Below are 22,186 nucleotides of genomic sequence, written 5' to 3'. Positions count from 1 at the left end.
AGTGTTTTTGGAGAATTCCAAAAATCTACGAGGATTGCTGGAGGTCTTTTGTTATTTTCTTTAGTCCGTTGAAACACAGCGTTTTAGTAAGAGAACAGTGCGCTGAAGTAAAGTAAATACGTAAAGTGAATGCATAAAATAAATACGCAAAACGACGCAAAATAAGATTGTTAAGAGCAGTAAAAATAAAGAGAAGCAAAAATAAAGAGCCAAATCAAGCATGCATTGTGTTTGAAGAAATTTGGCGAAACCGAAAAAAACGGAGACAGAAATGACATCATCACGCATCAAAATGACGCGCATAGCCGGCTTGGTATCACTGGCTGTTTTGCAAATGAACTCTGCTTGGGCGCAAGAGGCAACGCCAAGTGCCGACAATGAAAAAAATTCTCTCAATCTGAATAGCGTAGTCGTAACGGGTACACCGCTACGTACGTCTAAGATGAAGGCCAGTGTTTCTATCAGTACGCTGGATGCAGACCAGATCGCCCAATCAGCGCCTACCAATGCAGCAGAAATTTTGCGTGCGATTCCGGGTGTGCGTGCCGAATCCTCTGGTGGTGAAGGCAATGCTAACTTGACCGTGCGTGGTGTACCGATCTCTGCCGGTGGTGCGCGTTATGTTCAGTTTCAGGAAGATGGATTACCCATTTTACAGTTTGGTGATATCGCTTTTGTGACGCCGGATATGTTCTTACGTGCTGATGGCGGGCTCAGTCATTTAGAAGTTGTCCGTGGCGGTACTGCCTCAACGATGGCGACTAATTCTCCGGGCGGCATTATCAATTTCATTACTAAAAATGGGCGTGAAAAAGGCGGCAGTATCGGGATTACTAAAGGTCTGGATTTTGATCAGACTCGTTACGATTTTGATTTTGGTACACCGATTTCCGACAAGACACGGATGTTTGTAGCGGGTTTTTATCGCAGCGGTGATGGCGCGCGTCCTGCTGGTGTTACCGCAGAAGATGGCGGCCAGATTAGGGCGAATATTACGCATGAACTGGACAATGGTTACATCCGCTTAAGCTTTAAACATCTGGATGATAAGACTCCGATGAACATGCCTGTGCCTGTGAAAACAGTTAACGGCACCATCTCAGAATTGCCGGGGATTGATCCACGCACAGCGAGCTTCTATTCACCGTACTGGACCCGCGATATCGTACTGAACGGTAACAACAGCAAAACCTCCACCAATGTGAACGATGGTTTGCATGTCGTCAATAATGCGTTCGGCGCAGAAGCTTCGTTCAAGCTTGGCGAGGGTTGGACTCTGGACGATAAGTTTCGGAAGTCGAATAATTCTGGTCGCTTCATTTCGATTTTCCCAAGTGATAACAGTAATGTACAAACCGGTATGACTTATGCCACCGGCCCTAATGCGGGTAAGGCGTATAACGGTGCTGCGTTCACTGCAACGGTATTCAATACTTCCCTGGATGATGTCGGTAGTACGGTCAATGATCTGAAAGTATCCAAAGTATTCGAACTTGGTAGCGGTAAATTGGCCGCAACAGCTGGTTTGTATTCCTCTATCCAAAATCTGGGCGTGACCTGGAACTTCAATCAATACCTGATGCAGTCCAGCGGCGACAAGCCAGCGCTGCTAAATTCCAGCGCAACGATTGCGGGTTCGCCCGGTCTATTAGCAGCAGGAACCGATGTCTTTGGGGGTTGCTGTAACCGTTATATCGATGCGCAATACAAGACCAATGCGACGTATCTCAACCTCGGTTGGGAATCGGGTAATTGGAATATTGATGGTGGTCTGCGCTACGATAAACAGAATGCTTCCGGTACTTATAATCAGGCAGTTAATCAACTGTATAGCGCGGCTAATACTAAGTTTATCGATTACAGCGTTAATCACACTTCGTATTCATTAGGTGCCAATTATCGTCTGACAAAAGACCTCGCTTTATTTGCACGTACGAGCGACGGTATTGCCTTCAATGCGGATCGCATTATGTTTGGCAATCCACTGGATGGATCGACACCGATCAGCACTAATATCGTCAAGCAAAATGAGGCTGGTGTGAAGTGGAAGACGGGTGACTTTAGCAGTTTTGTTACTTTCTTCCAGGCTAAAACGGCCGAGTCTAATTACGAAGCAACGACGCAAAAATTTACCTCTAATAATTACGATGCTAAAGGTATCGAAGTTGAAGCCAGTTATCGCATTAATGAATTCCGTATGGCTGGCGGCTTGACTTATACCAATGCAAAAATAGTTGGGGCAAATGATCCAACGATTATCGGCAAGACACCCCGCCGTCAGGCTGATTTGATCTATCAGATTGCACCAACTTATACCATCGGTGATACGGTATTTGGTGCTAGCGTGATCGGTACAACCAAGTCATTTGGTGATGATGCCAATACTTTAAATTTGCCAGGATTTAGAGTGGTCAATGCCTTCGTTAATTACCAAATTAATGAGCGTACACAAGTCTCCTTAAGCGCGAATAATTTGTTTAATTCAATCGGCTATACCGAAGTGGAGGGCGACGGTCATGCTGCTCGCTCAATCAACGGACGCACGATCCGCGCTACTTTGAAATACTCGTTTTAAATAATTGATCGTCTCAAATTAGTCCAAATAATGCCGTGGAGATTTCCACGGTGTTTTATCCAGTCCAGCAGTACTTTGACTCCCGTTGTGTGTTCTCCTTCTGCGGGAGTTTTTTTCTTCTTTTTGTCTTGCTAAATAATGCCTTCTAGTTTGTTACATCGCAGTCTTGCGTCTTTGCTCTCTGAGTTGCCATCATCGCAGCATGCCTTAATACGTTTACGTTTTGAGACGCAAGCGCCAGCTCTAATCGATAAATTGCAAAGCTTATATGCAGATCGCCTTGGGAGCGCCGAACAGTTTTCTACATGGCTTATTCAGTTGATGAATAGCGTCGGTCAATTGGCTGCCCAGCGCTCGTCTGCGCTATGCCAATTAGACCAAAGTCGCAGCGCAACACCTGGATGGTTTGCCAGCCAAGATATGCTGGGCTATTGCACTTATGTTGACCGGTTTGCCGGAGACTTAGCTGGCGTGACCGATAAGATTCCTCACCTGACAGAGATGGGTGTGCGCTACTTACATTTACTGCCATTTTTAAAAGCCCGCCAAGGTGAAAACGACGGAGGCTTTGCAGTAGCTGATTTTGATGCGATAGAACCGCGTCTAGGTAGTATGGAAGATTTGCAAGCACTGACCACCCGATTGCGTGATGCCAATATCAGTTTATGCTCTGATTTTATTTTGAATCATATTGCAGATGACCATCCTTGGGCGATGGCAGCGAAGCAGGGTGATCCGCATTATCAGAATTATTTTTATCACTATGCGGATCGACAAAAACCGGATGAATTTGAAACGACTTTAGGACAAGTTTTTCCCCAGGTAGCACCAGGTAATTTTAGTTTTATCGAGGAAATGCAGTCCTGGGTTTGGACCACTTTTTATCCTTATCAGTGGGATTTAAACTATAGTAATCCCTCTGTTTTTGCTGACATGGCTGCTGCCTTATTGCGTCTTGCCAACCGTGGGATAGAAGTATTCCGATTAGATTCCACTGCTTTTTTATGGAAACGTGAGCAAACCAATTGTATGAATCAGCCAGAGGCGCATTGGATACTACAAGCATTGCGAAGCATTGTTGATATTGCTGCGCCTGGCGTATTGTTAAAGGCGGAAGCGATTGTCCCGACAGCAGAGTTACCCGCGTATCTGGGCAGCGCAGATGGCGTTGTGAAAGAGTGCCATATTGCTTATCACAGTAGTTTAATGGCAGCTAGTTGGGTTGCATTGGCGGAGCAAAATACCGAGTTGATCAAACAGGTAATACTAGGCACGCCAGTGTTGCCGGATCAGGCCTCATGGCTGACGTATGTGCGCTGTCATGATGATATCGGCTGGAATGTATTACGCCCAGAGGCGAGTCAATGTACCTCAGATGTGCAACAACGGCTATCTAAAGTAGCGCAATTTTTTGCTGGAGATGGAGATAGTTTTGCCAGAGGAGCCAGCTTTCAGGCGAGCGATCCCAGCGCGGTTCATGGCAGTGTTGGTATGGCATCTGCATTAGCCGGATATGCCGCGGCTATTACGCCGGAACAATCCCAAATTGCCTTGCGTCGCCTGTTGTTAATGTACGGTCTGGCACTGAGTTTTGGTGGTATGCCCGTCATTTATATGGGTGATGAATTAGCCCTGGCCAATGATTCTGATTACCGTCAGAACTCTGCTAATGCGCAAGACAGTCGCTGGCTACATCGTCCAGTATTGGATGCTGCTGCATTTGCCGCGCGATACGACGATCAAAGCGATGCTGGTGCAATGTTTGCGGGGCTTTGTCATTTGCTTAAATTGCGTCGCCAGTTAAACCAACTGGCAGCAAATCAGCCACGCCAGTTATTGCATTTCAGTCAGCCAGAAGTCCTGGTATTTTCAAGAGGTAGTTTTTCTACTGACAGTGATCAATTTATTTTTATCGGTAATTTTTCTGATAAGAAAATTAGCTTAGATTGCTCAACGCTATTTAGTAATTTACCTGCGACGATCTCGCATGTCGTTCGCTGGAAAAATCTTCTTGCCACCTCTGCTCAGCAAGAGATTCCACTCGCTATCGAAAGCCAAAATCTGCTGGAGCTTCAGCTAGAACCATGGTCACAAGTCTGGCTTACTCCAATAACAAATACTGAAGCAGGAGTCGTATCGTGAGTAACCCAATTAGCATGCAAGTCACGATTTTTGGCGAGGTATTGATTGATCAATTTCCTCATCAAAAAATTATTGGTGGGGCACCTTTTAATGTGGCGCGTATATTAGGTTATTTTGCTTGCGATCCCTTATTCATTTCGCGCGTCGGACAAGATGCTTCTGCTGAATTAGTCCGTACTGAAATGCAGCGGTTTAGCCTGCGACAAGATGGCTTGCAAACTGATGTGGATTATCCGACTGGACTGGTCAAGGTAGAGCAAGACGAGGGCGGCGATAAAGCGCAGCATCGCTTTACGATTCTGCCAGATCAGGCGTATGACTACATCGACGCTGAGCAAGCATCGTCTACGTTTTCAACTATTAATAAAGCTAACGCAGGCATCATGTATTTCGGTACCTTGGCACAACGTAGTATGACTTCCCGCAGCGCTTTGTATGCCTTGCTTAATCAAACCAAGGCATTGAAATATCTTGATTTAAATTTACGTAGTATGCAGTTCAGTATGTCGACGATTGATACGTCCTTGCATAGCGCCGACGTACTTAAGTTGAATGAAGATGAATTACTGACTTTGTACCAAATCTACCTGCAAACGGATTCTGCGCACCAGCTCAATATCAATAGTGAGCCGGCAGACTGGCAAGAGGCGATACAGATCTTAATGCGCCTGTTTAGTTTGCAGGCGGTTATCGTGACCTTGGGCGCACGTGGCTATGCTTATTTTGATCGCGAAGGTCGTTATCTCGATAGTGGAAAAAATACGCTGAATACCGTAGTGGTGGACACCGTCGGTGGGGGGGATGCGTTCTCTTCGATTTATTTATTGGGCCTGGTTCAGGGATGGTCGTTGGATGTCAGCTTACGGAGGGCGCATCAGTTTGCCGCCGCAATTTGCGGTGTGCGTGGTGCAGTCGCGGCGGACCTTGATTTTTATCGGCAATGGCAAGAGCGGTGGGCTGCAGAGTCTTTGAAGGACGAACTCAGTAAAGGAACACCCGTATGAGCAGCGTGACTAATGTGACCAGCGTGATCAGCAGCGTTCGAGGTATTTTGACTAAGCCTAAGCTATCGTTTTGGCAAATCATTAATATGAACTTTGGCTTTTTCGGTATTCAGTTCAGTTTTGGTTTGCAGCAAAGTAGCATGAGTCCGATTTACAAATATCTCGGCGCGGATGAAGCCAGTTTGCCTTATCTGTGGCTGGCAGGACCTGTTACGGGCTTGTTGGTGCAACCCTTGATTGGTGCGATGAGCGATCGCACAGTAACTCGTTGGGGACGACGCACACCTTATTTTTTATTCGGTGCGATTTTATGTAGCCTGGGATTGCTGGTGATGCCGTTTAGCGCAACGCTGTGGATGGCAGCTAGTTTGCTATGGATATTGGATGCCGCCAATAATGTAACGATGGAACCCTACCGCGCATTTGTCAGCGATAAGCTAGATAAGAGCCAACATTCAATCGGGTTTTTAACCCAGAGCGCATTCACCGGACTTGGGCAGACGCTGGCGTATTTAATGCCCTCTATCTTAGTCTTGATTGGCATGAATAAAGATGCCGTTAATGCCAATCACATCCCGCATATTGTGATTGCTGCGTTCTTAATCGGAGCTGTATTTTCAATCGTATCGATCATATGGACGCTCAAAACCACGCCAGAAATCCCGTTGACCGCTGACGAGTTAGCGGCGATCAAACGCAAACCAAGTGGCTGGTTAGCGACACTGCGCGAAGTTGGTCTGGCGATCAAAGAGATGCCGCTAACCATGCGCCAGTTAGCGCTGGTTAAATTATTCCAGTGGTACGCGATGTTTTGCTATTGGCAGTACATCATGTTGTCGATAGGCAGGACTATTTTTGGTACCAGCGATCAGACCTCGCAGGGTTTTCGTGATGCAGGTTTATTGAATGGGCAGATCGGCGCTTTTTATAACTTTATCGCATTTGTCGCGGCATTTGCGATGGTGCCATTTACCCGCCGCTATGGACCAAAAATCACGCATGCAATCTGCCTGACCTTGGCGGGACTTGGCATGTTAAGTATTCCTATGATCCACACACCGTCGTTATTATTTATTCCGATGATTGGTGTCGGTATGGCCTGGGCAAGCATTATGGGGAATCCCTATGTCATGCTGGCTGGCTGTATTCCGGCGGAGCGTACAGGTGTCTACATGGGGATTTTTAATATGTTTATTGTGATCCCGATGATCATTCAGATTTTTACCTTGCCTTTGTATTACCAAAGCTGGTTGGGTGGTAATCCCGAAAATGTGGTCCGGCTGGCGGGTGCTTTATTGATTTGTGGTGCGTTTTCAGTCAGTTTGGTGAAGATTCGTTCAGTCACTTCTGCTGTTAAAAAATAAAATAATCTTGCGTTGAGTCGATCCAAGATTGCATTGAATGTACGCATGATCTTGGATGACTATAATTAATATACTGGATGGTAGTAAATATGAGTTGTCCAGGTATTATCTGGATAATGAGCATTATTTCTTAAAAATAATGGGGAGTATATTATTTACATACTTAACAGAGCGGTTTTTTATCCTGCAAACACGCTCTATTTTTTACGATAAATTGGCTGATTAATTTAAAAAATTTTATTCCAAAATCCAGCGTAATTGCTTACCGTTGGCATCAACGATCGTCGTCATTTCTTTAAATACCCTTGCCTGGATCGCATCCGGCAGACGCACCAGATCCACGTGATTGACAAACCGGTCGCCGTGCATAAATCCCCAGGTAAAGAACTTAATCGCCGCCAGCGTTTTGTCTGGATTATTAGTTACTTGCGGCATGATGACAAATGTCCCCATAGTGATGGGCCAGGCATTGGCGCCTGGTTTGTCTGTCAGCATTTCATCAAACATGGCTTTAGATTTCCATTGGCTGGCATTCAGCGCGGCAGCAAAGCTGTCTGCCGTTGGCGCTAAAAATTTCCCGTCACGATTTTTTAACTGGACGCTACTAAGCTTGTCTTGCAGTACATAGTTGTAATCAACATAGCTGATCGAGTAGGACGTTTTTTTGAGGGTCGCAACGATGCCGCTACTACCTTTGACTTGGGTTACATCTTTATGCCAGTTAATCGTAAAATTTTTGCCATACGTTGTTTGCCAATCCTTGCTCATCTTTCCTAAGTAATCAGTGTAGTTGTAGGTTGTTCCTGATCCGTCTTGACGCACGATGACTTCAATATTTTTCTTCGGCAGACTGATTTCTGGATTGAGAGCCGTGATTGCCGCATCATTCCAGCTCACAATTTGACGAGAGAAAATAGCTGCTAATACATCACCGGTTAAGCGCAGTTCGCCCGATTTGACCCCTGGCAAATTGACGATGGGCACCACACCAGAAATCGCGGAGGGGAACTGTATCAGTTGATCTTTTTTTAAATCAGCCGGACTCAGTGCAACATCACTTGCACCAAAGTCAACTTCCTTCGCCTTGATTTGCTTAATCCCACCGGATGAGCCGATTGGTTTGTAATCCAATACATCGCCACTTTTCTTGGCATATGCTTCTGCCCAGGTGTTATACAGCGGTGCAGCGGCAGAAGAACCAGCTCCGTTCATAGTCGCCGCTTGGATGGGTGCGAGCAATACCAGATTGAGTAAGGCGAATAAGCTGATTCGTTTGGTGATGTTGTGTGCAAATTTCATAATAGACTTAGAGTAAAAAAATACTGCTGTAAAAAACTCGGATTATAACGACTATCCGATGATTGATATCGATCATTACTGCATCACTAAAATAGTTAATTTGATGCCATGTCACAGGAGTGTCACGTAAAAACACTAGGCTTGATCAATCTGAATATTCGATTTGAATATTCGTTTAGCTAAAAATCCGGATAAATTTTAATTTGTTTGTTTGAGATAAATAGTTTATATTATTTATATGTTTACATTTTTTGGAGATATTAATGGTTACTACTGCAAATAAAAAACCAGTTTTAGATGACAGCGCAGACAAGCCAGTGATTAAAACTGCTGTAGTTCCTGCAAAGAAAATTGCTACAGCAGCGAAGCTGGCTTCCAACCCGGAAGCGATGCCAAAAGCGCCTGTCGTAAAGGAAGAAGTGAAAGCGGTAGCTAAAAAAGTTGTAGCAAAAAAAGTAGCTGTAGCAAAAGCGAAGCCAGTTACTAAAGTGGCAAAGTCAGCGGTAAAAACAAAAGTATTAGCTAAGCCAAACACCGTAAAAATTGCAAAAGCGGCTACGCCTAAACCGGTAGTGAAGTCTGTAGCAGTTAAGGCCGCAACAAAGCCTGCTGCTAAATTAAGTGCAGCGACTGCGCATAAAGAAAAAGCTAAAAAAGAGAAACTGGTACGTGATAGTTTCACCATGCCAGAATCTGAATATGTCGTTTTAAGCCATGTGAAAAAAGCTTGTCTAAGTGCAGGGATTGAAGTTAAGAAAAGCCAATTGCTACGCATAGGCCTAGTCTTGCTGAACAAGACGGATCTCACTTCCCTCAAAACTTTGATTGCAGGCTTAGCGCCATTGAAGGCAGGACGTCCTAAGAAAGAAAAGTGATTTTTAAAAAATCATAAAATCGCTGCCAGTCATGACATAAGTAGCGAGCTTAATTAGCCATACTTAATCAGCTTTAATCAGCTATACCCCAAACAGGCTCAGCCCATAACGGACTGAGCCTGTTGTATTTTTGCTTGTCATAAAAGCGACATCAAACTGTCATCTTGTTGAAGTAATCCTCATTTAATCTTCGTCCGTCTAAAAGCACAATGCCCAAGATGAGATTGTCTAAGATTAATTGAAATAGGATGAAGAAGAGGATGACAATATGAGATTACTCACGATACCTGCTGATGCCAATCCTAGTTTTTCTAAATTAAGTTTAAGTCTGGCGAGTACCGCCAAAGAGATTAAAGAAGTCCAGCGTCTGCGTTATAAAGTATTCATCGAGGCAATGGGTTTATCTGCCTTAACCAACCCCGATGGTCTTGATAAAGACGAGTTCGATGAGCATTGCGATCATCTGATTGTGCGCGATACCAAGACCTTAAAAGTCGTCGGCACCTATCGTATTCTTGGCCCAACGGCCGCAAGACATATCGGCCGCTATTACTCCGAAACAGAATTCGATTTATCTCGCTTGCAAAATATTCGCGGCAGCATCGCTGAGGCAGGGCGTGCTTGCATTCACCCTGATTATCGCAGCGGTGCAGTCATCATGATGCTGTGGGCTGGCTTAGCAGCGTATATGCGTCGTGAGCGCTGCACCTACCTGATTGGCTGCGCCAGTATCAGTCTGACGGATGGTGGCCACAATGCGGCAGCGATTTACCGTAATTTTAAAGAGAACGACTTTGCTCCTCTGGAATATCGGGTTACGCCGCATTTGCCATTTCCGATTGATGAGATGGATGTTGGTCATGAGGCACGTATCCCACCGTTACTCAAAGGATATTTGCGCGCCGGAGCCTGGGTCTGTGGTGATCCTGCCTGGGACCCGGACTTCCACTGCGCCGACTTGTTTGTGATGTTGCCTTTGTCAAATTTGGATAATCGTTACGCTAAACATTACGGTACTGAGGAGAATGCATAATGAAACCTGGCGACCACTTCTTAAATCAGAAACTGTTTAAAACCAGCAAAAAAGATGTGGTGCGCTTCCGCACTATCTGGATATCCGATCTGCATTTAGGAACTACTGGTTGCCAGGCTGCCCGCCTACTTGAATTTTTGCAGGCGACTGAGTCAGAGAATTTGTATCTGGTCGGCGATATCATTGACGGCTGGCAGCTCAAACGCCGTTGGTATTGGGATCAAGTCCATAATAACGTAGTGCAAACCGTACTGAAAAAAGCCAAGAAGGGCACCAATGTCATTTTTGTCCCTGGCAATCATGATGAATCGATACGCCAATTCATCGATCTTGATTTTGGTGGTATCAAAGTCAGGGATGAACTGGTACATGTGACCGCACAAGGCAAACGTATGCTGGTGTTGCACGGCGACCGTTTTGATGGCGTGATTGCCTGCGCCAAATGGTTAGCGTATGTCGGTGATAGTCTTTACACCGTGATTTTGAAGTTCAACCAAGTCTTTAATAACTGGCGCGCCCGCGCTGGTCTACCGTATTGGTCACTATCGCAATACCTCAAACTCAAAGTCAAAAATGCGGTCAGCTATATCAGCTCATTTGAAAATGCCTTAGCCGATGAAGCACGCAAACGTGGTTTGGATGGTGTGATCTGCGGTCACATCCATAAACCAGAAATCAGAGATATTGATGGCGTGATGTACTGCAATGATGGCGACTGGGTAGAAAGCTTGTCGGCCCTGGTAGAAGACGCCAGCGGTGAATTACGTCTGATTAGCTGGCATGACGTGGTGCAGGTGCAGCAGCCAATGATGGCGCAAGAGCCGGTATTTTCTGAGGTTTGATTTTTTCAGCAGCTTTTGAATTAAAAATATCAATGAGAGTTTCTAAAAAGCCAAAGTGAAGGTTCAGTAATAATGCGGCTTGTAGCACAATATTGTGCTACAAGCCGCATTATTACTGGGGGGAGTGATTTTTAGAATTTCAAAAATCTTATGTCGGAGTATTTTTCTCCGCGTTTCGATTGCATAGTTTTTGGAATTTCTCGATTAGCTTGTTTTAATTTTTATTAAGCATAATCACCAGCTATCTCATCCTCGGCCATGCCAGGCGCTTCTGCTTGTAGGGTGATGTGATCGATTCTATGTTTCTCTAAGAGCATATTTTTTACGCTTTGTAAGATGCGTGGCCATGCCGTCAGATCATCAATTTCTAGATGCCCTATTAATGCAGGGTAACCGGGCGACATTTCCCATACATGCAAGTCATGTACCGACAGAACGCCTGCAATTGTTTCCAAGTCTTCACCGATTTGAATATAGTCGATATGGCGCGGGACGCCTTCCATCAAAAAATGATACGACTCACGCAGCACACTAAACGTTGATTTTAAAATCAATAGCGACACAAAAATCGATAACAGCGGATCAATTTGCATCCATCCTGTGTAGTAAATCACTGCACCAGACACGATCGCTGCAATTGATCCTAGCAAGTCGCCCATCACGTGGACTAGCGCCGCCTTGGTGTTGAGGTTTTCTTTGTCATGCGATAACACCCATGCAACGATGAGGTTAATCGCTAGGCCAATGCTGGCAACCAGGATGACGGTGCCGCCTTGCACTGCTTCGGGGTGAGACAGTCGTTGGGCTGCTTCAAAAGCAATCCATAAAACTACTGCCAACATGATTAAACCATTGACAAACGCGGCGAGCGCTTCTGCACGGCCAAAACCAAATGAATTTTTAGCTGTTGGCGGTCGTTTTGCAATCATTTGTGCCAGTAACGCTAGGCCTAATGCGGCTGCATCGGTCACCATGTGGCCAGCATCAGATATCAATGCTAGCGAGTTAGACCAAAATCCAAAACCAACTTCAACGCCGGCAAAGCCTAGTGTCAGCACCAGTGCCCAGGCTAGAATTTTTTGACTACGGTTTTCAAAAAAATGTCGATGTTCGGCATCACCATGACGGTGAGCGTGTAGATGTTCGCTGTTAGAGACGGCAATTTTTTCTGGCATGAGTGCTCGGAATTGTAAATAATATTGGTTAGTAAAGTCTTTCATCAGTGTAGCGGGATGCGGGCTTATTTGCTTAAAATCAGCGTAAATGACTGAATAACATTGCGCGCCGTGTTTCGCAAGCGCGGACAGCACCATAAAAATAAGTAAAAGATGTTTACGTTTTCGGCGCGGTTTGCTATAGTCTCGGCTCTTCGGGCGGTTAGTTCAGCTGGTTAGAATACTTGGTCGACATCCAAGGGGTCGCAGATTCGAATTCTGCACCGCCCACCAGATTTAATTATGCGGCACATAGTGTTGCAACATAGGTAAGAGCGAGAAAGGCATCATGGTTATGACACCGCGAACTACGATCACAGCAATTTGTGAGCGACGTTAGTCGAGGGTCTTTTTCGTTTGTAATTATTGAAAAAAACGCGGCTAGCCCGCGTTTTTTTTCGTCCGTATTTTCTGTAATTTCTTTTGAACGTTGTAAGTACTCGGCAAATATTGCTGACATGGAGACTTAAAATGGTTTCAGTTCGACTTCCCGATGGTTCGCAGCGTCAATTCGACTCACCAGTTACTGTGGCTCAAGTTGCCGCTAGTATTGGCGCAGGCTTAGCTAAAGCTGCTTTGGCTGGCAAAGTAGATGGTAGATTGGTAGATACTTCTTACCTGATCTCCTCTGATGCTGATTTGGCGATCGTGACTGACAAAGATGCTGATGGTCTTGATGTGATACGTCATTCAACTGCACATTTGCTGGCATACGCAGTGAAAGAGTTGTTTCCCGATGCGCAAGTCACTATTGGCCCTGTGATCGAAAATGGCTTTTATTATGACTTCTCTTATAAGCGCCCATTTACACCAGATGATATGGCCGCAATCGAAAAGAAAATGCAGGAGTTGGCGAAAAAAGATGAGCCAGTAACTCGCAAGGTATTGCAACGCGACGAGGCAGTGGCTTACTTCAAATCAATTGGTGAAGCGTATAAAGCAGAAATCATAGAATCGATTCCCGCCGACCAAGATGTATCACTTTACACAGAAGGTAACTTCACCGACTTGTGTCGTGGTCCGCACGTACCTTCTACCGGCAAGCTGAAAGTTTTTAAACTGATGAAGCTGGCTGGCGCCTACTGGCGTGGCGATTCTAAGAACGAGATGCTGCAACGTGTGTACGGAACTGCATTTGCAAAAAAAGAGGAGCAAGAGGCGTACTTGCATATGCTGGAAGAAGCTGAAAAGCGCGACCATCGTAAGCTAGGTAAATCATTAGATTTGTTCCACTTTCAAGACGAAGCGCCTGGTTTGGTTTTCTGGCATCCAAAAGGTTGGAGTATTTGGCAGCAAGTTGAGCAATATATGCGCAAGGTGTATCAAGACTGTGGCTACCAAGAAGTAAAGGCGCCGCAAATTCTGGATCGCACTTTGTGGGAGCGCACAGGGCATTGGGAGAATTACCGTGAAAATATGTTCTCCACAGAATCTGAAAACCGGAACTACGCATTAAAGCCGATGAACTGTCCTGGACATGTTCAGATATTTAACGCAAATATGCGCAGTTATCGTGAGCTGCCTTTGCGTTACGGCGAGTTTGGTCAGTGCCATCGCAACGAGCCTTCAGGTGCTCTGCATGGCATCATGCGAGTACGCGGCTTTACCCAAGATGACGGACATATTTTTTGTACTGAAGAGCAAATTTTGCCTGAAGTTGCGGCTTTCCATGCTCAGGCGATGAAGGTATATGCAGACTTCGGCTTTGAGCATATTTTCATCAAGATCGCTTTGCGTCCTGATAATCGTATTGGTTCTGATCAGGTTTGGGATACAGCCGAAGAAGCTTTACGTGCGGCTTTGCGTCAATGCGACGTCGCATGGGAAGAATTGCCGGGCGAGGGCGCATTTTATGGTCCTAAGATTGAGTATCACTTAAAAGATAGTTTGGGGCGCGCATGGCAAGTGGGCACTATGCAAGTAGATTTCTCGATGCCGGGTCGCTTGGATGCTGAATATGTGTCAGATGATAATTCCCGGAAAATCCCTGTGATGTTGCATCGGGCGATTGTTGGCTCGATGGAGCGTTTTATCGGTATTTTGATTGAAAATCACGCTGGCGCTATGCCTTTATGGCTGGCTCCGGTACAAATTGCAGTGTTAAATATCTCGGAATCCCAGGCGGAATATACCAAGTCTGTCGCAGAAAACCTGAAGAAACAAGGGTTTAGAGTGCACACGGATTTGCGTAATGAGAAAATAACCTATAAAATACGTGAGCATTCAATGCAGAAATTACCTTATATCATCGTGATCGGTGATAAAGAGCGGGATGCAAACACAGTGGCTGTGCGCACGCGTGGCAATCTGGATTTGGGAGTCATGTCCCAAGAAGCTTTTTTAGATCGTCTTAAAAATGACATCTTAATGAAGTCTTAATCAGGATTGTTGTGCGAAAGAGCACAGCCAAATTATTTAATTTTTGAAGGAAACTGCAATAGCTACTGACAAGTCACATCGCATCAACGGTGAAATTACGGCGCCAGAAGTGCGCTTATCTGGCGTTGAGAACGAGCCACTGGGCATCGTTAAACTAAGTGAAGCCTTTCGTTTTGCCGAAGAGGCTAATGTTGATTTAGTGGAGATTGCGCCTACTGCACAACCTCCAGTTTGCCGATTGATGGACTACGGCAAATTTAAGTATCAAGAGCAAAAGAAGGCGCATGAAGCCAAGTTAAAGCAAAAAGTCATTCTGGTGAAGGAAGTCAAATTCCGTCCTGGTACTGATGATGGTGATTACAACATCAAATTGCGTAATTTGACGAAATTTTTGGATGATGGAGATAAGACCAAAATCACCTTACGCTTCCGTGGTCGTGAGATGGCTCACCAAGAGATTGGTATGCGTATGCTGGAACGCCTAAAGCTGGATTTGGAACCGTATGGCCAAGTTGAGCAGTTTCCAAAGATGGAAGGTCGTCAGATGATTATGATTCTGGCGCCAAAGAAGAAGAAATAAGATTTGCGAAAATCGTTGATGGAAATCGGCGATTTTTGCGATGAGTATGGACTCGATTTCATGCTCCAACAAGTGAGAGTAGGCATCCAAGTGCATCGTAATCGTTGCCACCTACAATCATGTTAAAAAGGAACTGTCCTAAACAGACAGGTGTTTTATGCCTAAAATGAAAACAAAAAGCTCTGCCAAGAAGCGCTTTCGCGTGCGTCCGGGTGGAACTATTAAATGTGGTCACGCATTCAAACGTCATATTTTGACTAAGAAAACTACCAAGAATAAACGCCAATTGCGCGGTATCACGAACGTTAATGCAGCAGACGTAACATCAGTCATGCGCATGATGCCAACAGCTTAACCTCTACTCACTATTTAAGGAGTTACTATGCCTAGAGTAAAACGTGGGGTTACAGCTCGTGCCCGTCATAAGAAAGTTCTCGATTTAGCCAAGGGCTATCGTGGTCGCCGTAGCAAGGTATATCGTGTTGCTAAGCAAGCAGTTATGCGCGCTGGTCAATATGCATACCGTGATCGTCGTAACAAGAAGCGTGTATTCCGCGCTTTGTGGATTACGCGTATCAATGCTGCTAGTCGTCAACACGGTCTGACATACAGCGTGTTCATGAATGGTCTGAAAAAAGCTTCTATCGAACTGGACCGTAAGGTTTTGGCCGATATGGCAGTGACTGACAAGCCAGCATTTGCTGCGATTGTTAATCAAGTTAAGGCCAACCTGGTAGCGTAATTGTTAGGTGCGGTTTGCTCGCTAGTTTCTGGTTGAGCAATGCCGCAATATGAGCGGGGCAGAGGTTGAATCCTGTGCCCCGTTTTATTTTTAGTGTTCAATTTTCAACTTCCCTTTCGGGAATAACCGCATGAATCCCTTAGATCATCTCGTAACTCAAGCGCGCGCAGATTTTACTGCCGCCCAAGACGCTGCTGCACTGGAAAATGCCAAGGCACTTTATCTTGGAAAAACCGGACAGATTACTGAGCAAATGAAGAGTCTCGGCAAGCTAGCGCCAGATGAGCGCAAAGTACAAGGCGCGATTATCAATGCAGTAAAAGAACAAATTGAAAAGCTGCTCACAGATAGACGTGATGCCTTATCTAATGCACAAATGCAGAGTCGTTTGAATGCCGAGGCGATTGACGTTAGTTTGCCCGGGCGTGGCCGTGGTATGGGCGGTATTCATCCGGTGATGCGTACCTGGCACCGAGTTGAGGAAATTTTCCGCTCTATCGGTTTTGATGTGGCGGACGGTCCTGAGATCGAAAATGACTGGACTAATTTCACCGCATTGAACAGCCCGGAGAATCATCCTGCGCGCTCCATGCAAGATACTTTTTATATTGACGGTAATGACAACACTGGCAAGCCCTTGTTGCTGCGTACACATACCAGTCCAATGCAAGTGCGCTATGCACGTATGAATCAAGCGCCAATTAAAGTGATCGCTCCTGGTCGTACCTATCGCGTAGATAGTGATGCAACGCACTCGCCAATGTTTCATCAGGTCGAAGGTTTATGGATCGATGAAAACATCAGCTTTGCTGACTTAAAAGGCGTTTATCTGAATTTCGTCAAAGCTTTTTTCGAAACGGATGATTTGCAAGTGCGCTTTCGCCCTTCTTACTTCCCGTTTACTGAGCCATCTGCGGAGATCGATATTGCCTTCGGTAGTGGTCCATTAAAAGGTCGCTGGTTAGAAGTGTCTGGTTCCGGCCAGGTGCATCCAACTGTAATTAGAAATATGGGAATGGATCCAGAAAAATACATTGGTTTTGCTTTTGGTTCCGGCTTGGAACGCCTGGCAATGCTGCGCTATGGCATCAATGATTTGCGCTTATTTTATGAGGGAGATTTGCGCTTCCTGAAGCAGTTTAATTAAGTTGAAGTCGATGACGATCGTTTGATTTTTAACTTATATCTCCTCATCAAATTTCCTATGCGGTTTTGCAAAAAAATCGTATTAATGATTGAATATTTACACGGCTGAATTATGCAATTTTCTGAAAACTGGCTACGCACTATGGTTGATCCGAAGATGACTTCGGATGAGTTGTCACACTTACTCACGATGTCTGGATTGGAAGTAGAAGAAGTAGAAGCTGTCGCTCCGCCTTTTAGTAATGTAGTCGTGGCAGAAATTCGTGAGATTGCCAAGCATCCCGATGCTGATCGCCTCAATGTTTGTCAGGTTGATGTTGGCACTGGTACTCTACTGAATATCGTCTGCGGCGCACCGAATGTCCGTGTTGGTATGAAAGTACCGTGCGCAATGGCGGGCGCGGTATTGCCGCCGGGTGCCGATGGCAAACCGTTTGAGATCAAAGTTGGTAAATTGCGTGGTGTTGAATCGCAAGGCATGTTGTGCTCTGCCCGTGAATTAAAATTATCAGACGATCAGGGCGGTTTATTGGATTTGCCGATAGACGCACCGGTTGGACAAAATTTTCGGGATTACTATCAATTAAATGATCTTAAATTCACGATCAAGTTGACCCCGAATAAGGCAGACTGCCTGTCCATATTGGGTGTTGCGCGCGAGGTATCGGCATTAACTGGTACCGTATTAACGCTGCCTGAAATTCATCCAGTAGCAGTCACTCTGCAAGAAACCTTACCCGTTAAAGTATCTGCGCCTGATTTGTGTGGGCGTTTTAGTGGTCGGGTTATTCGCGGTGTTAACGCCAAAGCACCGACACCAGACTGGATGAAGCAGCGTCTTGAGCGCAGCGGTCAGCGGCCAATTACTGCCTTAGTCGATATTTCTAATTACGTGATGTTAGAACTTGGACGTCCAACCCATGTATTTGATTTGGATAAAATCCACGGTGGTCTGGATGTACGTTGGGGGAAAACGGGGGAGTCATTAAAACTATTGAATGGCAATACCGTTGCAGTAGATGAATGGATAGGCGTCATTGCAGATGACAAAGAGATTGAATCTTTGGCCGGAATCATGGGTGGTGACTCTACTGCCGTAACGCTCGACACGCAGAATATTTATCTGGAAGCAGCATTCTGGTGGCCGCAAGCGATACAGGGTAGGGCGCGCCGTTATAATTTTTCTACAGATGCGGCACATCGCTTTGAGCGCGGCGTGGACTACGCGACGACAGTCGAGCATATTGAACGCATTACTGCCTTGATCGTAGAAATTTGTGGTGGTAGCACGCAAGTCAAAGCCGGCCCGGTCACTGACCTGATCGTTAATTTACCAAAGCGCCCTGCGGTGCTTTTGCGTACAGCGCGTGCGGTTAAAGTGATTGGTGTTGCATTGAACGATGCGCAGATCGCCGATATATTTACCCGTTTGGGATTGGCGTTTACGCAGACCTCGGGTGAATTCCTAGTAACGCCACCATCCTATCGTTTTGATATTGAAATCGAAGAAGACTTGATTGAAGAAGTCGTCCGGGTTTATGGTTTTGAAAATATTCCTGCGTTACCTCCCATCGCAGCAAACGCGATGCGCATCGCACCAGAAAATCAGCGTTCTTTATTTACAGTCCGTCGTCAAATTGCAGACATGGATTACCAAGAAGTCGTCAACTATAGTTTTGTAGAAGAAGCTTGGGAAAAAGATTTTGTAGGTAATGATGCACCGATTAAATTACTTAATCCAATTGCCAGTCATATGAGCGCGATGCGCAGCAGTTTGATCGCTAGTTTGGTTGCTAATGCGCGCTACAATTTAAATCGCAAGATGAACCGTGTGCGCATTTTTGAAATTGGTGCGATCTATCTGCGCAATGCGGCCATTCCAGACGGTCCTCTGACGATTGCTGGCTATGATCAGCCGAAGCGTCTGTCCGCACTTGCATATGGTCCTGTAGTTGAAGAACAGTGGGGTCAGGCAACACGCAATGTCGATTTCTTTGATATTAAAGCGGACTTGGAAGCCTTGTTTGCACCTAAAACTTTGCGCTTTAGTAAAGTTGAACATCCAGCTTTGCACCCAGGGCGCTCTGCTAGTATTGAGTGTGATGGCAAAGTGGTGGGCATCGTTGGCGAGTTGCATCCACGTTTGCAGCAAAAATATGATTTACCTTTAGCACCAGTGGTTTTTGAGGTAGATACGCAAAGTTTGCAATCCATTACGCTACCGATTTATCAAGAAATTTCAAAATTTCAAGCGGTCACTCGTGATCTTGCTTTATTAGTAAAACAAACAATTTTTGCTCAAGATTTACTCGATGTTTTCTTTGCTGAGGCGAAGTCAAACGAAACATGTAAAATCTTGCAAGCCGTTGTTTTATTTGATGAATATCGTGGTCAGGGACTGGAGTCTGACGAGAAAAGTCTTGCATTCCGCTTTAGCTTGCAAGATACTCAAAGTACGCTGCAAGATGATAAAGTAGAAGCCGCAATGGCATCTTTACTGGCTGCAGCTGCAAGTAAATTCTCAGCAAGATTACGTTGAGATAACTCCGCCGCAATGTATCTGACAGTGCGTCTAAATAAATAAAAATTATCGCGATCTCATTTTGCATAGCTGCTTAAGATGATCGCTTTGACTTTCAGCAAGTAGGATTAAAAAAGAATGAATGAAGTAACTTCCGCCGAACTGCAATCAGTTCTTGATGCAGATTTGAACCGGGCGATGCGTGAAGCAAAAGCACGTTCACAAGCGGAAAGAGACTTACCTACCTTGACCAAAGCAGAGTTAGCAGAACTCTTGTTTGAACAAGTTGGTTTGAATAAACGTGAAGCCAAAGATATGGTGGAAACTTTTTTTGACGAGATTCGTGATGCGTTAGAAAGAGGCGAGGCGGTGAAGTTATCTGGCTTTGGTAATTTTCAATTGCGAGATAAGCCCCAACGTCCTGGCCGTAACCCAAAAACTGGTGAAGAAATTCCTATTACCGCGCGTCGTGTTGTGACATTCCATGCTAGCCAAAAACTTAAGGGAATGGTCGACGCTGCAGGTAGTCAACCCCTTGCACATGCAGCCTGAATTCCTTTATGAGCGAAATCAAGATCGATGCTTTTGTGTTGCCGCCGATACCAGCGAAACGCTATTTTACTATCGGTGAAGTCAGTGAATTATGTGGTGTCAAACCACATGTATTACGTTATTGGGAGCAAGAGTTCACTCAATTAAAACCGGTAAAACGACGTGGCAATCGCCGTTATTACCAGCATCACGAAGTCTTGTTGATACGCCGTATCCGCGAACTTTTATATGAGCAGGGTTTTACGATCAATGGCGCAAGAAATAAATTGAATTTGCATGCAGCGATCAAAGATGAGCTGAATGAAATGGAAGTAGTAATCCCGGTTAATTTATTACAGATTCGCGAAGAACTGCATGCAGTGCTCAATTTGTTAAAGCGCTGATTTGATGCTGGTGTTAGTGTTGATACATCGAATACCTTAGCGCAACTCTGAAAGCCAGTGACGATAGAAATCTTAAAATTTCTATCGTCACTGGCTTTAGTTTTATATGGCATGCTTGTTCCGACTTAACGGGATGTGTGATGCAAAGAGAGATGTTTGGTTTGATTAGATGCATCCAATATTAACTGTATTTAACCCAGATTTTCCATTGGAACAACGCCAGGTAGTTCGCCAAAGGTGCAATTGTCGCTGTAGCACTCGCACTCAAATCGCGGTGGTGTTATCCCTCTGAAGACCGCATGCCGTCTGCGTTTTTTGCGAAGTAGTAGCGGTCTAATGGAAAATCTGGGTTTAATATACTCCCCATTATATTTTCTTAAATTGGCTTATTGTCCAGTTAATATATGGACAGTTAAAATATACTATGATGAGTATATTCTCCTGCAAAGAATGACGCACCATAAAAATATATTCAATGTACGCAGAATTGTTGTGGCAATGCTTGATCTACTGTTTCAAATAGATAGCTCTGACCCATCTCCTTGTTGAACCTAAGTGGAGCCAGGCAGTGCTAATGCTCATTTAAAAATGCTAGGAATAATTCATGAACTTCCCTCAATCTCATTTAATCAATAAATCACGTTTATTTCTGACCGTTAGTGCTCTGCTTTGCGGCGTGCTCAACCCCGTTATCGCACAAACTAACGTAGTTGATTCCGGCTTAGACACCGTTATCAAAGGTGTTTGGCGTTCTGACGAAAATCGCGCGCGAGATCAATATCGCCACCCAAAACAGACCTTGGAATTTTTTGGTGTTCAAGCTAATGCGACGGTGATCGAAATTACTCCGGGCGGATCAGCTTGGTATGGCGAGATACTGGCACCTTTTTTAAAAGAGAAGGGCCATTACATTGCCGCCAATATTGACGGCACTAAAGTGTCTGCTAGCAGCGCTGCGTATCAGACCAGAACAGCAGACGCACAAAATAAAAAATTTCTTGCAGATCCTGAGCGCTACAGCAAAGCAAGGACAATTAATTTTGATCCAGCCGCACCGCAATTTGGACCGGCAAACTCAGCTGACTACGTGCTGACCTTTAGAAACGTGCATAACTGGGTCGGGGATCACACAGAAGTCCTTACCTTCAAGGCGATGTTTGACGTGCTTAAACCGGGCGGTGTGTTAGGTGTGGTTGATCATCGCGCGGCTGCTGGTAAAACTTTAGATGCAAAATTAATTGATACCGGTTATTTACCCGAGGAGTATGTCATCGCATTAGCCCAGCAAGCAGGATTTAAATTGGTGGGGAAGAGTGAGGTTAATGCTAATCCGAAAGATACAAAGGATTATGTTAAAGGTGTTTGGACATTGCCGCCAACCTACGCCGATAAAGAAAATAATCGTCAGAAATACAAAGAGATTGGTGAGAGCGACCGCTTTACTTTGCGTTTCGTTAAGCCGTAGAAAGCTTACTTAATGATGGTGTGATCGCGGATTGATTTGCTGATGTATTGGATGCTTGAAAATGAAAGCC

18 protein-coding genes and 1 tRNA gene are annotated in these 22,186 nt (G+C 45.1%); 17 read left to right on the top strand and 2 right to left on the bottom strand.

Annotation, left to right across the window (positions count from 1 at the left end; translation table 11 throughout):
- Positions 1–271 precede the first annotated feature (271 nt).
- From AAKU64_RS06745 to AAKU64_RS06730, 4 genes are all read left to right on the top strand, one after another.
- Positions 272–2,575 carry a TonB-dependent receptor gene (locus tag AAKU64_RS06745; protein WP_354333917.1) on the top strand — a complete coding sequence of 768 codons (2,304 nt, stop codon included), beginning with the start codon at positions 272–274 and terminating at the stop codon, positions 2,573–2,575.
- Between the two features lie 138 nt (positions 2,576–2,713).
- Positions 2,714–4,717, top strand: coding sequence for an alpha-amylase family glycosyl hydrolase (locus tag AAKU64_RS06740; protein WP_354333915.1), 2,004 nt, complete (start codon positions 2,714–2,716; stop codon positions 4,715–4,717).
- On the top strand, positions 4,714–5,721 hold the full coding sequence (locus tag AAKU64_RS06735) for a PfkB family carbohydrate kinase (protein WP_354361896.1): 1,008 nt from the start codon (positions 4,714–4,716) through the stop codon (positions 5,719–5,721). The genes AAKU64_RS06740 and AAKU64_RS06735 overlap by 4 nt, the downstream gene beginning before the upstream one ends.
- Positions 5,718–7,085 (top strand): MFS transporter, encoded by a 1,368-nt coding sequence (locus AAKU64_RS06730; RefSeq protein WP_354333911.1) that lies wholly within the window; start codon positions 5,718–5,720, stop codon positions 7,083–7,085. The genes AAKU64_RS06735 and AAKU64_RS06730 overlap by 4 nt, the downstream gene beginning before the upstream one ends.
- Positions 7,086–7,322: 237 nt before the next feature.
- On the opposite strand, the gene pstS is transcribed toward AAKU64_RS06730, so the two are convergent.
- The gene (gene pstS / locus AAKU64_RS06725; protein ID WP_354333910.1) at positions 7,323–8,384 is read right to left on the bottom strand and encodes a phosphate ABC transporter substrate-binding protein PstS; all 1,062 of its coding nucleotides are present in this window, start codon (positions 8,382–8,384) and stop codon (positions 7,323–7,325) included.
- Between the two features lie 251 nt (positions 8,385–8,635).
- On the opposite strand from pstS, the gene AAKU64_RS06720 reads away from it, so the two are divergent.
- The 3 genes from AAKU64_RS06720 to AAKU64_RS06710 all read left to right on the top strand — a co-directional run bounded on the left by AAKU64_RS06720 (position 8,636) and on the right by AAKU64_RS06710 (position 11,134).
- Positions 8,636–9,259: a hypothetical protein gene (locus AAKU64_RS06720; protein WP_354333908.1), complete on the top strand. Its 624-nt coding sequence runs from the start codon at positions 8,636–8,638 to the stop codon at positions 9,257–9,259.
- A 268-nt stretch (positions 9,260–9,527) separates the two neighbouring features.
- Entirely contained in the window at positions 9,528–10,292 is a 765-nt protein-coding gene (locus AAKU64_RS06715) for a GNAT family N-acetyltransferase (RefSeq protein WP_354333906.1), read from the top strand.
- Complete coding sequence (locus tag AAKU64_RS06710) at positions 10,292–11,134, top strand: UDP-2,3-diacylglucosamine diphosphatase (RefSeq protein ID WP_354333904.1); 843 nt, start codon at positions 10,292–10,294, stop codon at positions 11,132–11,134. The genes AAKU64_RS06715 and AAKU64_RS06710 overlap by 1 nt, the downstream gene beginning before the upstream one ends.
- A 224-nt stretch (positions 11,135–11,358) precedes the next feature.
- Here AAKU64_RS06710 and AAKU64_RS06705 read toward each other — a convergent pair whose 3' ends face one another.
- Complete coding sequence (locus AAKU64_RS06705; RefSeq protein ID WP_354333902.1) at positions 11,359–12,309, bottom strand: cation diffusion facilitator family transporter; 951 nt, start codon at positions 12,307–12,309, stop codon at positions 11,359–11,361.
- 196 nt (positions 12,310–12,505) lie between these two features.
- Here AAKU64_RS06705 and AAKU64_RS06700 point away from each other — a divergent pair.
- The 10 genes from AAKU64_RS06700 to AAKU64_RS06655 all read left to right on the top strand — a co-directional run bounded on the left by AAKU64_RS06700 (position 12,506) and on the right by AAKU64_RS06655 (position 22,116).
- Positions 12,506–12,582 (top strand) — tRNA-Val (locus AAKU64_RS06700).
- Positions 12,583–12,819: 237 nt separating this feature from the next.
- On the top strand, positions 12,820–14,727 hold the full coding sequence (thrS, locus tag AAKU64_RS06695) for a threonine--tRNA ligase (RefSeq protein WP_354333900.1): 1,908 nt from the start codon (positions 12,820–12,822) through the stop codon (positions 14,725–14,727).
- 43 nt (positions 14,728–14,770) lie between these two features.
- A complete protein-coding gene (gene infC / locus AAKU64_RS06690; protein ID WP_354333898.1) occupies positions 14,771–15,307 on the top strand; it encodes a translation initiation factor IF-3 in 537 nt (178 codons plus the stop codon).
- A gap of 157 nt (positions 15,308–15,464) precedes the next feature.
- Positions 15,465–15,662 (top strand): 50S ribosomal protein L35, encoded by a 198-nt coding sequence (gene rpmI / locus AAKU64_RS06685; RefSeq protein WP_322119413.1) that lies wholly within the window; start codon positions 15,465–15,467, stop codon positions 15,660–15,662.
- A 27-nt stretch (positions 15,663–15,689) separates the two neighbouring features.
- A complete protein-coding gene (gene rplT / locus AAKU64_RS06680; RefSeq protein ID WP_354333896.1) occupies positions 15,690–16,049 on the top strand; it encodes a 50S ribosomal protein L20 in 360 nt (119 codons plus the stop codon).
- Between the two features lie 130 nt (positions 16,050–16,179).
- Complete coding sequence (gene pheS / locus AAKU64_RS06675; RefSeq protein WP_354333894.1) at positions 16,180–17,196, top strand: phenylalanine--tRNA ligase subunit alpha; 1,017 nt, start codon at positions 16,180–16,182, stop codon at positions 17,194–17,196.
- Between the two features lie 111 nt (positions 17,197–17,307).
- Positions 17,308–19,734: a phenylalanine--tRNA ligase subunit beta gene (pheT, locus tag AAKU64_RS06670; RefSeq protein WP_354333892.1), complete on the top strand. Its 2,427-nt coding sequence runs from the start codon at positions 17,308–17,310 to the stop codon at positions 19,732–19,734.
- Between the two features lie 180 nt (positions 19,735–19,914).
- Positions 19,915–20,268: an integration host factor subunit alpha gene (locus AAKU64_RS06665; protein ID WP_503012627.1), complete on the top strand. Its 354-nt coding sequence runs from the start codon at positions 19,915–19,917 to the stop codon at positions 20,266–20,268.
- 8 nt (positions 20,269–20,276) lie between these two features.
- On the top strand, positions 20,277–20,651 hold the full coding sequence (locus AAKU64_RS06660; RefSeq protein WP_354333890.1) for a MerR family transcriptional regulator: 375 nt from the start codon (positions 20,277–20,279) through the stop codon (positions 20,649–20,651).
- 604 nt (positions 20,652–21,255) lie between these two features.
- A complete protein-coding gene (locus AAKU64_RS06655; RefSeq protein ID WP_354333888.1) occupies positions 21,256–22,116 on the top strand; it encodes a class I SAM-dependent methyltransferase in 861 nt (286 codons plus the stop codon).
- Positions 22,117–22,186: the final 70 nt, after the last annotated feature.

Source organism: Undibacterium sp. GrIS 1.8, assembly GCF_040544445.1.
Lineage (GTDB): Bacteria > Pseudomonadota > Gammaproteobacteria > Burkholderiales > Burkholderiaceae_D > Undibacterium.
The sequence above is the reverse complement of the archived record's forward strand: the minus strand, read 5'-3'. Positions and strand labels throughout refer to the sequence as shown.

What these genes read in the sequence shown, in the direction of transcription:
- AAKU64_RS06745 (WP_354333917.1), top strand. Translation starts at nt 272, where the DNA reads ATGACATCATCACGCATCAAAATGACGCGCATAGCCGGCTTGGTATCA.
- AAKU64_RS06740 (WP_354333915.1), top strand. Translation starts at nt 2,714, where the DNA reads ATGCCTTCTAGTTTGTTACATCGCAGTCTTGCGTCTTTGCTCTCTGAG.
- AAKU64_RS06730 (WP_354333911.1), top strand. Translation starts at nt 5,718, where the DNA reads ATGAGCAGCGTGACTAATGTGACCAGCGTGATCAGCAGCGTTCGAGGT.
- pstS (WP_354333910.1), bottom strand. Translation starts at nt 8,384, where the DNA reads ATGAAATTTGCACACAACATCACCAAACGAATCAGCTTATTCGCCTTA.
- AAKU64_RS06715 (WP_354333906.1), top strand. Translation starts at nt 9,528, where the DNA reads ATGAGATTACTCACGATACCTGCTGATGCCAATCCTAGTTTTTCTAAA.
- AAKU64_RS06710 (WP_354333904.1), top strand. Translation starts at nt 10,292, where the DNA reads ATGAAACCTGGCGACCACTTCTTAAATCAGAAACTGTTTAAAACCAGC.
- AAKU64_RS06705 (WP_354333902.1), bottom strand. Translation starts at nt 12,309, where the DNA reads ATGCCAGAAAAAATTGCCGTCTCTAACAGCGAACATCTACACGCTCAC.
- thrS (WP_354333900.1), top strand. Translation starts at nt 12,820, where the DNA reads ATGGTTTCAGTTCGACTTCCCGATGGTTCGCAGCGTCAATTCGACTCA.
- rpmI (WP_322119413.1), top strand. Translation starts at nt 15,465, where the DNA reads ATGCCTAAAATGAAAACAAAAAGCTCTGCCAAGAAGCGCTTTCGCGTG.
- rplT (WP_354333896.1), top strand. Translation starts at nt 15,690, where the DNA reads ATGCCTAGAGTAAAACGTGGGGTTACAGCTCGTGCCCGTCATAAGAAA.
- pheS (WP_354333894.1), top strand. Translation starts at nt 16,180, where the DNA reads ATGAATCCCTTAGATCATCTCGTAACTCAAGCGCGCGCAGATTTTACT.
- pheT (WP_354333892.1), top strand. Translation starts at nt 17,308, where the DNA reads ATGCAATTTTCTGAAAACTGGCTACGCACTATGGTTGATCCGAAGATG.
- AAKU64_RS06665 (WP_503012627.1), top strand. Translation starts at nt 19,915, where the DNA reads ATGCGTGAAGCAAAAGCACGTTCACAAGCGGAAAGAGACTTACCTACC.
- AAKU64_RS06660 (WP_354333890.1), top strand. Translation starts at nt 20,277, where the DNA reads ATGAGCGAAATCAAGATCGATGCTTTTGTGTTGCCGCCGATACCAGCG.
- AAKU64_RS06655 (WP_354333888.1), top strand. Translation starts at nt 21,256, where the DNA reads ATGAACTTCCCTCAATCTCATTTAATCAATAAATCACGTTTATTTCTG.